The organism is Kitasatospora sp. NPDC048296 (genome assembly GCF_043201815.1).
Taxonomy (GTDB): domain Bacteria; phylum Actinomycetota; class Actinomycetes; order Streptomycetales; family Streptomycetaceae; genus Kitasatospora.
This window is the reverse complement of sequence record NZ_JBICZB010000027.1, coordinates 64,555-78,280: the sequence shown is the minus strand read 5'-3', so window position 1 is coordinate 78,280 and position 13,726 is coordinate 64,555. Positions and strand designations below refer to the sequence as shown.

Genomic DNA, 13,726 nt, shown 5'->3' with positions numbered 1-13,726 from the left:
TGCCACGATTCCTCCGGCTGCAGACGAGGGGGCCCCACCCCCCGGTGCAGTCGCTCCAGTTGAGGTGCAGCGCGTCCCAACCCTGCAACGAACCCCTGCAACGCCCGTGAGCACCGCAACCGCACCCCCGTCGCACCGGGCGGGGGCCCCCACTGCGCCGCAACCCCGCGGCCCAGATTCTCTCCACCGCGCGCGAACCGGCGCCGGTCGGAAAAGGAGTCCGCATGTCCCGTTACGCTCACACCCGGAAGGCGGCGGTCGTCCTGGCCGCCACCACCGCGCTGCTGGTCACCGGCATACCCGTGATCGCCCAGGCCGCCCCGGACGCGCCGGCCGCCGTCGCCGCCCAGCAGACCACCCGGGCCGCGCTGATCGCCTCGGCGAACCAGCAGACCGCCTCCCTCGCCCAGACCCTCGGCCTGGACGGCAAGGAGAAGCTGGTCGCCAAGGACGTCGTCCAGGACGCCAACGGCGGTCGCCACCTGCGCTACGAGCGCACCTACGCCGGACTTCCGGTCCTCGGCGGCGACCTGATCGTCCACCAGGACGCGGCCGGCGCCACCAAGAGCGTGACCAAGGCCAGCGAGGCCAACCTCGCGGGCGTCGACACCACCCCGACCCTGGCCGCCCCGAAGGCCCAGGAGGCCGCCCTCGCCGCCGAGCAGGGCTCGGTCGACTCCGCCCCGCGCCTGGTAGTCTGGGCCGCCGACGGCACCCCGAAGCTCGCCTGGGAGACGGTCGTCAACGGTCGCGAGTCCGACGGCACCCCGAGCAAGCTGCACGTGGTCACCGACGCCAGGACCGGTGACGTGCTCAGCAAGGCCGACGGCATCAAGCGCGGCAGCGGCACCGGCGTGTTCGTCGGTCAGGTTCCGCTGACCACCACCCAGAGCGGCTCGCAGTTCCAGCTCAAGGACGCGAGCCGCGGCGGCCAGTACGCCACCGACATGGCCAACGGCACCTCCGGCAACGGCACGCTGTTCACCAACTCGACCGACACCTGGGGCAACGGCCAGGTCAGCAACCGTCAGTCCGCCGCCGTGGACGCCCAGTTCGGCGCCGCGGCCACCTGGGACTTCTACAAGAACACCTTCGGCCGCAGCGGCATCAAGAACGACGGTGTCGGCGCCATGAGCCGGGTCCACTACGACACCGGCTACGTCAACGCGTTCTGGGACGACGGCTGCTTCTGCATGACCTACGGCGACGGCGCGAGCGACACCCACCCGCTCACCGAACTCGACGTCTCCGGCCACGAGATGAGCCACGGCGTCACCTCGGCCACCGCCAACCTGAACTACTCGGGCGAGTCCGGCGGCCTCAACGAGGCGACCTCCGACATCATGGGCACCGGCGTCGAGTTCTACGCCAACCTGCCCGCCAACCCGCCGAACTACCTGATCGGCGAGCTGATCAACATCAACGGCAACGGCACGCCGCTGCGCTACATGGACAAGCCCTCCAAGGACGGCTCCTCGGCCGACTCCTGGTACTCGGGCGTGGGCAACCTGGACGTCCACTACTCGTCCGGTGTCGCCAACCACTTCTTCTACCTGCTGTCCGAGGGCAGCGGCGCCAAGACCATCAACGGTTTCAGCTACAACAGCCCGACGGTCAACAACATCACCGTCGCCGGCATCGGCCGGGACAAGGCGCTGCAGGTCTGGTACAAGGCGCTGACCGCCTACATGACCTCCACCACCGACTACGCCGCCGCCCGCACCGCGACCCTGAACGCGGCCACCGACCTGTACGGCGCGAACAGCACCGAGTACAACCAGGTCGCCACCGCCTGGGCCGCGGTCAACGTTGGCTCGCTGCCCAACCCGGGCGGCATCACCGTCACCAGCCCGGGCAACCAGTCCACCGCGGTGGGCGGCTCGGTCAACCTGCAGATCAAGGCCTCGGGCGGGACGGCTCCGCTGTCCTACTCGGCCACCGGTCTGCCGGCCGGCCTGGCCATCAACGCCGGCACCGGCGTGATCACCGGCACCGCGACCACCGCGGGCAACTCCAACGTGACGGTCACGGTCACCGACTCGGCCGGCAAGACCGGGACCACCAGCTTCACCTGGGCGGTCACCGGTGGTGGCGGCAGCTGCACCCCGGCGCAGCTGCTGGGCAACCCGGGCTTCGAGACGGGCACGGCGGCGCCGTGGACGGCGAGCTCGGGCGTGGTCGACAACAGCTCCTCGCAGGCGGCGCACGGCGGTTCGTGGAAGGCGTGGCTGAACGGCTACGGCAGCACCCACACCGACACGCTGTCCCAGACGGTGACGATCCCGGCGGGTTGCAAGGCGACGCTGAGCTTCTGGCTGCACATCGACACCGCCGAGTCGGGCTCGACCGCGTACGACAAGCTGGCCGTGTCGGTGAACGGCACCACGCTGAAGACCTACTCCAACGTGGACGCCGCGGCCGGTTACCAGCAGCGCACCTTCGACCTCTCGTCCTACGCGGGCCAGACGGTCACCCTGAAGTTCACCGGCACCGAGGACTCCTCGCTGCAGACGAGCTTCGTGATCGACGACACCTCGATCCAGACCAGCTGACGTCCGGTCGGTAGGCAAGGCCCGGCGGCCACGGCTGCCGGGCCTTCGCCGTGCTCCGGATGCTCAACTCCGATACTGATGCGGAAACGTTTCTGTCAGTTGCCTTGACGCTGTCTTTCCATGGCTCTAAGTTCTCTGCAAGTTTCCGGCAAGTTACAGAATTTTCTTGCAGGACAGGTCCAGAGATTCATCCCGGCTGCCCCACCCCAGCCACCCCCCATGGAGACAACGTGGTCACCACCCCCACCCGCCGGCCCGCCCGCGCGGCCGGTGCGCTCGCCGCCTCGGCGGCGCTCGCGCTCTCGCTCTCGCTCACCGGAAGTCTCGGCACCCCCGCCGCCCACGCCACCCCGCCCGCGAACAACGGCAAGGACGTCACCGCCACCCTCTTCGAGTGGCGCTTCGACTCGGTCGCCCAGGCCTGCACCTCCACCCTCGGCCCGAAGGGCTACGGCTTCGTCGAGGTCTCGCCGCCCCAGGAGCACATCCAGGGCCCGCAGTGGTGGACCTCGTACCAGCCGGTCAGCTACCAGATCGCCGGGCGGCTCGGCGACCGCACCTCCTTCAAGAACATGGTCGACACCTGCCACGCGGCCGGGGTCAAGGTGATCGCCGACGCCGTCGTCAACCACATGACGGCCGGCTCCGGGACGGGCACCGGCGGCACGGTGTACACCAAGTACAACTACCCCGGCACGTACCAGGACCAGGACTTCCACACCTGCCGCCAGCCGATCACCAACTACCAGGACCGCACCAACGTGCAGGACTGCGAACTGGTCAACCTGGCCGACCTGGACACCGGCAGCGCCTACGTCCAGACCACCATCGCGCACTACCTGGACGACCTGGGCTCGCTCGGCGTCGACGGCTACCGGATCGACGCCGCCAAGCACATCGCGGCCGGTGAGCTCGCCGCGATCAAGGCCAAGATGGCCAACCCCAACGCCTACTGGGTGCAGGAGGTCATCTACGGCGCCGGCGAGCCGATCCAGCCCTCCGAGTACACCGGCAACGGCGACGTCGACGAGTTCCGGGTCGGCACCGACCTCAAGCGCATCTTCACCAGCGACAAGCTCGCCAACCTCAGCGGCTGGGGCGCCTCCTGGGGCTACCTGCCGAGCAACCAGGCGCGCAGCTTCATCGACAACTGGGACACCGAGCGCAACGGCTCCACCCTCAACTACACCTACGGCAACACCTACACGCTGGCCAACATCTTCCTGCTGGCCTCGACCTACGGCTCGCCCAACATCTACTCGGGCTACAGCTTCACCAACAACGACGACGGCCCGCCCAACGGCGGCACCGTGAACGCCTGCTACCAGGACGGCTGGAACTGCACCCACGCCTGGCGGCAGATCGCCAACATGGTCGGCTTCCGCAACGCGGTCGCGGGCACCGGGGTGACCGACTGGTGGTCCAACGGCAACAACGCGATCGCCTTCGGCCGCGGCAACCGGGGCTACGTCGCGATCAACCACGAGAGCGGCGCGATCACCCAGACCTTCCAGACCGGGCTGCCGGCCGGGACGTACTGCGACGTCCAGCACGGCGACCCGCAGCCGGGCGGCGGCTGCACCGGCCCGACGTACCAGGTGGGCGCCAACGGGCAGTTCACCGCGACGGTCGGCGCGGGCGACGCGGTCGCGCTGTACGTGCAGCCCGGGACGAACGTCTCCGGCGCCTCCTTCAACGTCAACGCGACCACCTCGTACGGTCAGAACATCTATGTGGTCGGCGACGTCCCCGCGCTCGACGGCTGGGACCCGGCCAAGGCGCTGCCGCTCTCCTCGGCCGGCTACCCGGTCTGGTCGCTCGCGCTGTCGCTGCCGGGCGGCACGTCCTTCCAGTACAAGTACGTCCGCAAGGACGCGAGCGGGGTGGTGACCTGGGAGTCCGGGGCCAACCGCACGGCGACCGCGCCCTCCTCGGGGAACGTCACGCTGAACGACAGCTGGCAGTCGTAGCCCCGGGACCCTTGGTGACCCCCGTCGGCCCGGACCGACGGGGGTCACTCCTTCGGGTGGGAGTCCCCGTCAGGTACCGCCGGACGGGCGGGAGCGGAGCCTTCGGGCCCGAAAGCCCGTGGAGACGCCGGGTGAGGGCGTACGGGCCGACGTCCTCAGCCCCGCCCGATGTACGGCATCGCCGTCGCCATCACGGTGGCGAACTGCACATTGGCCTCCAGCGGCAGCCCGGCCATGTGCCGTACGGTGCGCGCCACATCGGCCACGTCCATGGTCGGCTCGGGCGCGATCCGGCCGTCCGCCTGCCGCACCCCGACGCTCATCGCGGCCGTCATGTCGGTCGCCGCGTTGCCGATGTCGATCTGGCCGCAGGCGATCCGGTACGGACGGCCGTCCAGCGAGAGCGACTTGGTCAGGCCGGTGATCGCGTGCTTGGTCGCGGTGTAGGCGATCGAGTGCGGGCGCGGGACGTGCGCGGAGATCGAGCCGTTGTTGATGATCCGGCCACCCTGCGGGTCCTGGGCCCGCATCTGCCGGAACGCGGCCCGGGCGCAGAGGAAGGCGCCGGTCAGGTTGAGGTCGACCACCGCCCGCCAGTCCTCGACCGCCAGCTCCTCCACCGGGACGGCCGGGCCGAAGGTGCCGGCGTTGTTGAACAGCAGGTCCACCCGGCCGTGGCGTTCGACGGCCGTCGCGAACAGCGCGTCCACCGCCGCCGGATCGGTGACGTCGGTCGGCACCACCTCGGCCGGGGCGGCGCAGAGCGCGGCCGTCCCCCGCAGCGGCTCGGCGCGGCGTCCGGCCAGCACCACCCACCAGCCGGCCGCGGTCAGCTCGACCGCCACGGCCCGGCCGACCCCGCTCCCGGCCCCGGTGACGACGGCGACTCCGGCGGCCGGGGCCGTTCCGGCGGTGGCGGCGGTGATCTGCTCGGACATCGTGCTCTCCTCGGTGGACGGGTACCGGTGCGGTCACTCTCCGGGCGTGCTGAGGAGATCGTTCCGGATGTGCGGGCCGCCGTCACTGGTCAAAGCACCCAAAAACCGGACGGCCCGACCGGTGGGCGGCTGTGGGCCCCGCCGTCCGGCCCCCGCCGTCCGGCGGGAGGGGTGAAGGCCTTTACCTGATCGCGAACAAACATTGGATTTCCGGTGGCCACCTCGCAACCGGCCCACCCCGGCCCACGTCATAAGATCGCAGGAAGGTGCGGTTCCGTAAGGGACGTCGCGCCCACCACTCCGGGGACCGCACCAGCACCGCGCCCCCGGGCCTGTCCGGCCCCACCGGGGGGCCGCCGCCCGGTCAGACGGACCGGGCGTGACATCGGTCGGAGAGTTCTCACCGTGCTTAGGCAGTCGTCCCGTTCCCGTGCCGTCCTGACCGGCGCCGCCGTCCTCACTTTGGCCGCCTCGCTCGCGGCCTGCGGGAGTTCCGGCGGCGGGAAGGGGAACGTCTCGGCGGACGGCACCCCGGCAGCGACCAGTGGTGCGGGCAGCCCGAGCGCCGGCGCCGCCGTCTCGGCCGTGCCCTCCGTCGAGCAGCCCACCGCGGCCAACGGGGCGGTGCAGATGCCGACCGGCCCGGCCCCCGCCATGAGCAAGGTCCGGGACACCGCGGCCGGCCCGATCATGATGACCAAGGTGGCCGGCGCCAAGTCCGGTGTCACCGGCCAGGTCTGGGTCTGGCTGCCGCCCGAGTACAACGACCCCAAGTTCGCCAAGACCGGCTTCCCGGTGCTCACCCTCTACGCGGGCGGCCAGAGCAACGGCTACAACACCTGGACCGACAACCAGTTGCCGATCCAGGAGGAGGACGAGCGGCTGGTCAAGGAGGGCAAGGCCCACCCGTTCATCATGATCATGCCGGTGCAGAACTTCAACAGCGACGAGAAGAACGCGCTGGACTGCTCCGACATCCCGGGCCAGCCCAAGATGGGCACCTGGATGGCCGAGGACATCCCGGACTGGGTCCGCGCCAGCTTCCGCACCCTGAAGGGCCGCGACAGCTGGGGCGTGATGGGCGCCTCCACCGGCGGCTTCTGCAGCGCCAAGATGGCCCTGCAGCACCCGGACGTCTACAAGGCCGCGGTGCCGATCGACGGCTACTTCATCCCGGACTCCGGGCTGTGGAAGGGCCACGACGCCGAGAAGGCGGCCAACAGCCCCAACCAGCTGATCACCCAGGGCAAGGCCGACGTGAAGATGTACGTCACCGCGGGCGGCGCCAACGGCTACGAGAAGGACGTCGTCAAGAGCTGGGTGGCCAAGGCCGTCCCGCCGGTGTCCATCGAGTACTACGAGCAGCCCGGCGGCAAGCACCTCACCTCGGACTTCAAGAAGATGATCCCGGACACCCTGCAGTGGCTCACCAAGAACCTGGCGGGCCCCGCCTCGGACTGAGCCGGAGGGTGGTTCGGCGGGAGGGCTTCGGCCCGTGCGCAGGCCCGTGACCTGCGCGTCAATCGGACATTGATTCGCTTCTGATCGACTGCGAGCACCTTGGCTGGGGCGGCCTTCACGGGCCGCCCCAGCCGTCCTGCCACGTCGTGAAGAGAGCCTCATGCCGATCCACCTGCTGCCCCAGCCCGCTCGCTCCGTGCCCGCGCAGGCGGAGTCCGCTGCCGACTCCCGGGGGACGGACACGTACGGGCGGACCACGGACGAGGAGCCGCTCATCGCCCGGTTCGCCGGGCTGCGGCTGGTGCACGCCGCACTGCGCCGGGACCTCGCCCGACTGCCCAACGCGCTGCGGCTGCTCCAGCCCGACGAGGAGCACAAGGGCGAGGCGCTGCTGCGGCACTGGACCTTCATGACCGCGATGCTGACCTGCCACCACGAGCAGCAGGACACCCGGATCTGGCCGATCGTGCGGCGCTTCGCACCCGAGCTGCGGCTGCTGCTCAACTGGCTGGAGGCCGACCACCACAACCTCGACCACTCCTTCACCCGGGTCACCACGCTGGTGCGGATCGCCAGCCGGGACACCGGCAGCGCCTGGCCGGTGGCGTACGCGATGGAGGACCTGGCGGCCCGGCTGGAGACCCATCTGCGGATCGAGGAGCGGCAGTTGCTGCCCCGGATGGAACGGGTGGTCACCGACAACTCCCGGCTCGGCGGCCTGGGCGAACTGCTCGACCTGCTGCGCTCGGCGGACGGCCCGGGCACCGCGGACGCGCTGGCCTGGCTGCTGGACGGGGTGGAGCCGGCGACGGTCGAGCGGCTGCTGGCCGAGTGCGACGACGACGTGGCCCGCAACTGGCCGCACTGGCAGGCGACCTACCAGCGCTGCACGGCGCCGCTGTGGGGGCCGTCGGGTGACCTGGGCGGGGGAGCGGTCGACGGCGGGCCGGTCGGCGGCAACCTGAGCATCTTCGGCGAGGGTCTCGGCGGCCTGGGGAGTGTCGTCGACTGACCCGCGGCTCTTTTCGCGGGCCGTTGATCTACGCGCGTGGCACCGGCCGCGGGCATATGACGACATCCGGTCGGTGTGCCCAACTCCTCTGCCCCATGGGGGATCGTGCTCCCGGCGCCCACTCCGGCAGGCGGTTGAGCCACTCCAGCGGAGCGACGATCCGCTCCGCCTCCCTCGCACCCACCACTGACGATCCACCGGCGTGGCCCCCGCCGGTGCGCCACCGCCCGCCGGTGACCGGGTCAGTGCGCGGCGAGCCGGAACTCCAGGTTGCCGAACCGCACCTGGTCGCCCGGCCGGACCGGCACCCCGCCCGCTATCCGCCGCCCGTTCACGTGCGTGCCGTTGGTCGAACCGAGGTCGTAGAGCACCCAGCCGCCGTTCTCGTGCCGCAGCTGTGCGTGGTGCCGGGAGACCGAGGCGTCGTGCAGCCGCAGCCCCGAGCCGGGGATCCGTCCGATCGTCAACTGCCCGGCCCCGGAGTGCGGAAGGCTCAGCCCGGGCAGTCGCTCGGTGCGCCAGGCCCGGTTCAGCCGGTCGCCGAAGCCGGACACCCGGCCGACCACCCGCAGCACGAAGCGCTCCACCGGCCCGCCGGTGGGCAGCCCGGCCACCGCCGCGTCCAACTCGGCGCGGCTGCTGGCCTGGAGGACGATCTCCATCCGGCCGAGGAAGGTGTCGTGCGACAGCCGGCCGCTGCCCGCGCCCTCGCGCAGCACCCCGAGCGCCGCTTCCCGTTCGGCGTCGGAGGGCCGGGCTTGGCCGGTGGGGAGCTCAGGCTGCGTCATGGCCCGATTGTCGGATCGACCGGCTCGGACTGTCCAGATCGCGCCGTGCTCCGGCGCTCGGTTCGTACGTCACTGCACTCCAGACGCCCGGACCGGGGACGCGGTTCCAGTTCCCCGGACGGGTCGTCAGACCTTGCGGGCGGCCGCGAGGATCTTCTCCGTGGTGTGCAGGAACCGGGAGGTGACCGACCCCCGGTAGCCCTTGCCGAACATGTCCTTGGTGACCCACTTGCCGTTCTGGAGGCGGACCACGATGTACGCGGCCCCGGGATCGGCACCGAGCACCTCGACGTCGCCCCTCGCCGAGCGGTGTGGGAGGGCGAGTTCGGCCGGCAGCGGCTCGGAGAGGAAGGCGACCACCAGCCGCACGTCCGGCGTCACCTCGACGCCCCGGAACGGTTCGGCGGCGAGCAGCCCGGCCACCTCGTCGACCGTCCGCAGCATGACCGGCACCGGGTAGCCGAGCGCCCGCTCCAGGTGCTCCTCGATCCGCCGGGTCAGCGCGGCGCGGTCGGTGGCTCGGTCCGGTCCGTCGGTGTCGAAGAAGACGTTGCCGCTCTGGATGTACGAGCGGACGTTCGCCAGCCCCAGTTCGGCGAAGAGCGCCCGCAGCCGCTCCATCCGCACCGTCCGGCCGCCGACGTTGATGGCCCGCAGGAACGCGATGTACGTGGTCGTGGTGGTCACCTTGCCAGTGTGGCACCGGCCGCCGACAACGCCCGGTCCGGACCGCGTGCCGCGCCCGGTCGCTCGTGCCCGGCGGTTGTCGGTGCCGACTGTCAGACTGGCGCCATGGCCACCTGGCAGGATTTCGAGCACGAGGCCCCCGAACTCGCAGCCCTGGTACGGGCCCGGTTCGAGGCGAACAAGCACCACGTCCTGGCGACGCTGCGCAGGGACGGTTCACCCCGGGTGAGCGGGACGGAGGTCGACTTCATCGGCGCCGACGCCTGGCTCGGATCGATGTACCCGGCGGTCAAGGCGCGCGACCTCCAGCGGGACGCCCGCTTCGCGCTGCACGCCCGCCCGGGCGACGAGACCATGGCCGGCGGGGACTCCAAGCTCTCCGGCCGCGCGGTGGAGGTCACCGACGAGGACGAGATCGCCGCCTTCTCGGCCGAGCTGCCCGAGCCGCCGCCCACCCCGTTCCACCTGTTCCGGCTGGACCTCCAGCAGGTGGTGCACACCGCCCTGGAGGGCGACCAGCTGCTGGTCCACAACTGGCACCCGGGCCGGCCGGTGGAGACGACCCGGCTCCACTGACCGGTCCCGACCGCTCCCGGCAGCCGTACCCGGCAGTCGCGGCGGCCGCCGGGAACGGTCGCTGGAAACGGCCGCCGGGAACGGCCAACCGCTCTACGGCAGGACGGACTTGAGGGCCTCGGGGGTCCGGGCCACGACGGCGTGGCCGTCGTCCGCGGTGATGATCGGTCGCTGGATCAGCACCGGGTGCTCGGCCATGGCGGCGATCCAGCGCGCCCGCTCGCCCGCCTCCCGGGGCCACGCCTTCATCCCCAGGTCCTTCGCGACCTGCTCGTCGGTGCGGGTGATGTCCCAGGGCTCCAGGCCCAGGCGCTCCAGCACCTGCTCCAGCTCGGCCGCCGTCGGCGGCTCCTCCAGGTAGCGCCGCACGGTGTACTCCACTCCGGCGCCGTTCAGCTCGCTGAGGGCCGTCCGGCACTTGCCGCAGCGCGGGTTGATCCAGATCTCCATGCCGGCCAGCCTATCGAGGGCCCTTCCCCGGACCCGCGTCCGAACCGCCCGGACGGGAACCGCGGCGTACCCGCCGGTGGTTCATGCATCAGGAACCATCGTCTTCGGAGGGGAGCACCGGATGGACGGCGCGACGATCATCGAGCAGCTGATGACGACGGAGGTCAGGACCGACCCGTACCCGCTGTACGCGCGGGCGCACGAGCTCGGCCCGGTGGTCCCGGCGGGGGGCGGGATGTACGTGGTGAGCGGGTACGCGGCGGTCAACAAGGTGCTGCGCACCCCCGCCTTCGGTGTCGCGACCGCCGACATGATGGCCGGCCTGGCCCCGGAGTTCGCCTCGCACTCCTCACTGGCCCTGTTCGGCCGCTCGATCCTCCAGCGCAACGCGCCCGACCAGCCCCGGGTCCGCTCGCTGATCGCCTCGGTGTTCACCGCCCGCCGGGTCGCCGCGCTGCGCCCGGCCGTGGAGGCGGCGGTCGACCGGCTGCTGGACGGGATGGCCGAGCAGGGCGCCGACGGCTCGCCGGTGGACTTCATGGACGCCTTCGCCTTCCGGCTGCCGGTCGGGGTGATCTGCGAGCTGCTCGGCGTCCCCGAGCAGGACCGTTACCGCTTCCGTGGCCTCGCCGCCGACCTGACCGTCGCCCTGGAGATCATCCAGGACCTCGACGAGTTGGACGACGCCGACCGGGCCGCCGACGAGCTGTCCAGGTACTTCACCGAGCTGGCCGCCGAACGCCTGGCCCGTCCGCAGGACGACCTGGTCAGCGACCTGGCCCGGATCGCCGCCGAGGACGACGGACGGCTCTCCGCCGAGGAGCTGCTGGCCAACCTGGTGCTGCTGCTGGTGGCCGGGTTCGAGACCACCACCAACCTGCTCGGCAACGGCCTCGCCCTGCTGTTCCGCCACCCCGGGGCGACCGCCGGCCTGCGCGGCGGCGCCGTCACCCCGGCCGGCTTCACCGACGAGGTGCTGCGCTTCGACTCCCCGGTCCAGGCCACCGGCCGGGTCGCGCTGGAGGAGGGGCTGAGCGTCGAGGGCCTTCCCGTCCCGCTCGGCAGCGGGGTGACCCTGCTGATCGGCGCGGCCCACCACGACCCGACCCGCTACGAGCGCCCGGAGGTGTTCGACCCGACCCGCACCGACAGCCAGCCGCTCAGCTTCGGCGGCGGCCAGCACTTCTGCCTGGGCTACCAGCTGGCCCGGCTGGAGGCCGAGGTCGCGATCCCGGCGCTGCTCGACCGCTTCCCCCGGCTCGCCCCGGGCGGGGTCCCCACCCGGCGCGACCGCCTGGTGCTGCGTGGCTTCGAGTCCCTGCCGGTGACCGTTCGCTGACCCCGGCCCCCGGCCCCCGGCGGCCCTGCGCCTCCGGGGCCGCCGTCGGCCCCGTCCGGCCATGTCGGTCCCGTCGGCTCCGGAACCCGGGACGTTCGGCCGTTCGTGACCGGTCCCGTTCGTGGGGGACCATGGAGGGACGAACCGGCCATTCCGGGCCTTTCCTCCCGGACCGGCCAGGCCGGTCAGCCAGGAGGTCCCCGTCGTGTCAGCACCCCGCCCGCCGCAGCTCGCGGTCGCGCAGCCCCGGGTGCCGCGCTGGGTGCCCTGGCTGCCCGTCCTACTGCTGGTCATCGACCTGATCGCCGAGGCCGTCGTCCCGGACGCCGTCGCCGCCGGCTTCCTGCTGACCGCTCTGCCGGTGGTGGCCGCGTTCAGCTACGGCCCGGTGCTGACCGCCGGCGCCACCGGCGGCTCGCTGGCGCTGCAAATGCTGCTGGCCCTGCGCGTGGGCCACATCAACGAGCAGCACCACGTCTGGGTCTACATCGCCACCCTGCTCTCCGGGGTGATGGGCACCGTCCTGTCCTGGCAGCGCACCCGGCAGAACCGCAACCTGCTCCAGGCCCGTACGGTCGCCGAGACCCTCCAGCGCACCGTTCTGCGGCCGGTCCCCGAGCGGGTCGGCGGCCTGCGGGTGGCCGGGCTCTACCGCCCGGCCCAGGCCGAGGTGCTGGTCGGCGGCGACCTGTACGAGGTGTGCGACACCCGCTTCGGGGTCCGGGTGCTGCTCGGCGACGTCCGCGGCAAGGGCCTCGGCGCGGTTCGTACGGTGGCCGACGTGCTCGGCGCCTTCCGGGCGGCCGCCCACGACACCCCGGGCCTGGTCGAGCTCGCCGACCAGCTGGACCGCGCGGTGCTGCGCGACGCGGCCGAGCGCGGCGACGACGAGCTCTTCGTCACCGCCGTCCTGCTCCAGTACCGGCCGGGCACCGACTGCGTGGAGATCGTCAACCGCGGCCACACCACCCCGCTGCTGCTCGCCGCCGGCACCATCGCCCCGGTGGCCTGCGTCGACGAGCTCCCGCTCGGCCTCGGCCACCTCGGGCCCGACGACGAGCCCGCCAAACCGACCACCGTCGCCCTGCCCCCGGGCCACACCGTCCTGGTCTACACCGACGGCGTCAGCGAGGCCCGCGACGGCGCCGGCGCCTTCTACCCGCTGGCCCCGCGCCTCGCCGTCCTGGGCAGCACCGCCCCCGACCGGGTGGTCTCCTTCCTGGCCCAGGACGTCCACCGGTTCGCCGGCCTGCTCGCCGACGACCTCGCCGTCCTCGCCCTCACCCCGGAGTAGCCCCCTGCCACTCCCACAGGTTCGCGAACAGCACCGCCTGCTCGCGCGCGTCGTCGAGCGCGTGGTGCGTGTGCGGTAGGTCCGGGAGCAGCTCCGGCGGCATCGACCGCTTCCCGATCCCGGCGAACGGCACCCCCGCCCGCGCCGCGTACAGCGTCTTCAGGTCCAGGCACCCGGAGTGCCCGAACGGGCTGGCACCGGTGAACCGCATCAGGTACCAGTACAGGAACTGCCAGTCGTACACCGCCGGGTAGGCCACCATCACCGGCCGGTACCGCTGCCCCTGCGGCCCGGTCCGCACCCGCTCCACCCACCGCCCGAACTCCCGCAGCGCCGCCCCGGGCTCCGCCCCACCCGCCTCCAGCGCGGCCCGCTCCAAGCCCGACACCGCCAGCGCCTGCGGGTCGTACTCCGCGCTGATCGGCCGCAACTCCCGGTAGAACGCCGCCGCCACCCCCGGCTCCGCCCGCCGGAACCCCTCCCCGTCGTGCCACCCGGCCACCACCGCCCCGAAGCTCACCATCGAGTACGGCCCCGGGATCGGCCCGTCCGCCTCCACGTCCACCGACACGTACACCGTCGGCGTCACCCCGCCGCTCCTGCTTCCCATGCCTCCATCCAACCCACCCCCGCAACCGGATTCCCGCCGGCGAAAACGC

The 13,726-nt window shown here is 72.0% G+C and carries 12 protein-coding genes; 7 read left to right on the top strand and 5 right to left on the bottom strand.

Features of this window, described 5'->3' with window-relative positions; genetic code table 11:
* The first annotated feature begins 224 nt into the window (after positions 1 to 224).
* Together ACGF12_RS18385 and ACGF12_RS18380 are read left to right on the top strand one after the other, a co-directional pair.
* Positions 225 to 2,552, top strand: a complete 2,328-nt coding sequence (locus tag ACGF12_RS18385) for a M4 family metallopeptidase (protein WP_393030619.1) — start codon at positions 225 to 227, stop codon at positions 2,550 to 2,552.
* Positions 2,553 to 2,782: 230 nt separating this feature from the next.
* The gene (locus ACGF12_RS18380) at positions 2,783 to 4,522 is read left to right on the top strand and encodes a carbohydrate-binding module family 20 domain-containing protein (protein WP_393030616.1); all 1,740 of its coding nucleotides are present in this window, start codon (positions 2,783 to 2,785) and stop codon (positions 4,520 to 4,522) included.
* Positions 4,523 to 4,677: 155 nt separating this feature from the next.
* Here ACGF12_RS18380 and ACGF12_RS18375 read toward each other — a convergent pair whose 3' ends face one another.
* The gene (locus ACGF12_RS18375; protein WP_393030613.1) at positions 4,678 to 5,460 is read right to left on the bottom strand and encodes an SDR family oxidoreductase; all 783 of its coding nucleotides are present in this window, start codon (positions 5,458 to 5,460) and stop codon (positions 4,678 to 4,680) included.
* A 405-nt stretch (positions 5,461 to 5,865) separates the two neighbouring features.
* Between ACGF12_RS18375 and ACGF12_RS18370 the strand changes: the two genes are divergently transcribed.
* Both ACGF12_RS18370 and ACGF12_RS18365 read left to right on the top strand, forming a co-directional pair.
* Positions 5,866 to 6,921, top strand: coding sequence for an alpha/beta hydrolase (locus tag ACGF12_RS18370; RefSeq protein WP_393030610.1), 1,056 nt, complete (start codon positions 5,866 to 5,868; stop codon positions 6,919 to 6,921).
* A gap of 160 nt (positions 6,922 to 7,081) precedes the next feature.
* Positions 7,082 to 7,933 carry a hemerythrin domain-containing protein gene (locus ACGF12_RS18365; protein WP_393030607.1) on the top strand — a complete coding sequence of 284 codons (852 nt, stop codon included), beginning with the start codon at positions 7,082 to 7,084 and terminating at the stop codon, positions 7,931 to 7,933.
* A gap of 242 nt (positions 7,934 to 8,175) precedes the next feature.
* Here the strand turns inward: ACGF12_RS18365 and ACGF12_RS18360 are convergent, their stop codons facing one another.
* Entirely contained in the window at positions 8,176 to 8,721 is a 546-nt protein-coding gene (locus ACGF12_RS18360; protein WP_393030604.1) for an FHA domain-containing protein, read from the bottom strand.
* Between the two features lie 126 nt (positions 8,722 to 8,847).
* Positions 8,848 to 9,408 carry a DUF1697 domain-containing protein gene (locus ACGF12_RS18355; RefSeq protein ID WP_393030601.1) on the bottom strand — a complete coding sequence of 187 codons (561 nt, stop codon included), beginning with the start codon at positions 9,406 to 9,408 and terminating at the stop codon, positions 8,848 to 8,850.
* Positions 9,409 to 9,513: 105 nt separating this feature from the next.
* On the opposite strand from ACGF12_RS18355, the gene ACGF12_RS18350 reads away from it, so the two are divergent.
* Positions 9,514 to 9,984 carry a pyridoxamine 5'-phosphate oxidase family protein gene (locus ACGF12_RS18350; protein ID WP_393030598.1) on the top strand — a complete coding sequence of 157 codons (471 nt, stop codon included), beginning with the start codon at positions 9,514 to 9,516 and terminating at the stop codon, positions 9,982 to 9,984.
* A gap of 93 nt (positions 9,985 to 10,077) precedes the next feature.
* On the opposite strand, the gene ACGF12_RS18345 is transcribed toward ACGF12_RS18350, so the two are convergent.
* A complete protein-coding gene (locus ACGF12_RS18345; protein WP_393030596.1) occupies positions 10,078 to 10,434 on the bottom strand; it encodes an arsenate reductase family protein in 357 nt (118 codons plus the stop codon).
* 121 nt (positions 10,435 to 10,555) lie between these two features.
* Here ACGF12_RS18345 and ACGF12_RS18340 point away from each other — a divergent pair, with 121 nt between their 5' ends.
* Both ACGF12_RS18340 and ACGF12_RS18335 read left to right on the top strand, forming a co-directional pair.
* On the top strand, positions 10,556 to 11,773 hold the full coding sequence (locus tag ACGF12_RS18340) for a cytochrome P450 (RefSeq protein ID WP_393030593.1): 1,218 nt from the start codon (positions 10,556 to 10,558) through the stop codon (positions 11,771 to 11,773).
* A gap of 205 nt (positions 11,774 to 11,978) precedes the next feature.
* Complete coding sequence (locus ACGF12_RS18335; RefSeq protein ID WP_393030590.1) at positions 11,979 to 13,067, top strand: PP2C family protein-serine/threonine phosphatase; 1,089 nt, start codon at positions 11,979 to 11,981, stop codon at positions 13,065 to 13,067.
* On the opposite strand, the gene ACGF12_RS18330 is transcribed toward ACGF12_RS18335, so the two are convergent.
* On the bottom strand, positions 13,054 to 13,677 hold the full coding sequence (locus ACGF12_RS18330) for an exonuclease (protein WP_393030587.1): 624 nt from the start codon (positions 13,675 to 13,677) through the stop codon (positions 13,054 to 13,056). The genes ACGF12_RS18335 and ACGF12_RS18330 overlap by 14 nt on opposite strands.
* Between the last annotated feature and the right edge of the window lie 49 nt (positions 13,678 to 13,726).

Bases quoted from the DNA above. Each gene is read 5' to 3' on its own strand.
- ACGF12_RS18385 (WP_393030619.1), top strand. From the start codon at position 225: ATGTCCCGTTACGCTCACACCCGGAAGGCGGCGGTCGTCCTGGCCGCC.
- ACGF12_RS18375 (WP_393030613.1), bottom strand. From the start codon at position 5,460: ATGTCCGAGCAGATCACCGCCGCCACCGCCGGAACGGCCCCGGCCGCC.
- ACGF12_RS18365 (WP_393030607.1), top strand. From the start codon at position 7,082: ATGCCGATCCACCTGCTGCCCCAGCCCGCTCGCTCCGTGCCCGCGCAG.
- ACGF12_RS18360 (WP_393030604.1), bottom strand. From the start codon at position 8,721: ATGACGCAGCCTGAGCTCCCCACCGGCCAAGCCCGGCCCTCCGACGCC.
- ACGF12_RS18350 (WP_393030598.1), top strand. From the start codon at position 9,514: ATGGCCACCTGGCAGGATTTCGAGCACGAGGCCCCCGAACTCGCAGCC.
- ACGF12_RS18345 (WP_393030596.1), bottom strand. From the start codon at position 10,434: ATGGAGATCTGGATCAACCCGCGCTGCGGCAAGTGCCGGACGGCCCTC.
- ACGF12_RS18340 (WP_393030593.1), top strand. From the start codon at position 10,556: ATGGACGGCGCGACGATCATCGAGCAGCTGATGACGACGGAGGTCAGG.
- ACGF12_RS18330 (WP_393030587.1), bottom strand. From the start codon at position 13,677: ATGGGAAGCAGGAGCGGCGGGGTGACGCCGACGGTGTACGTGTCGGTG.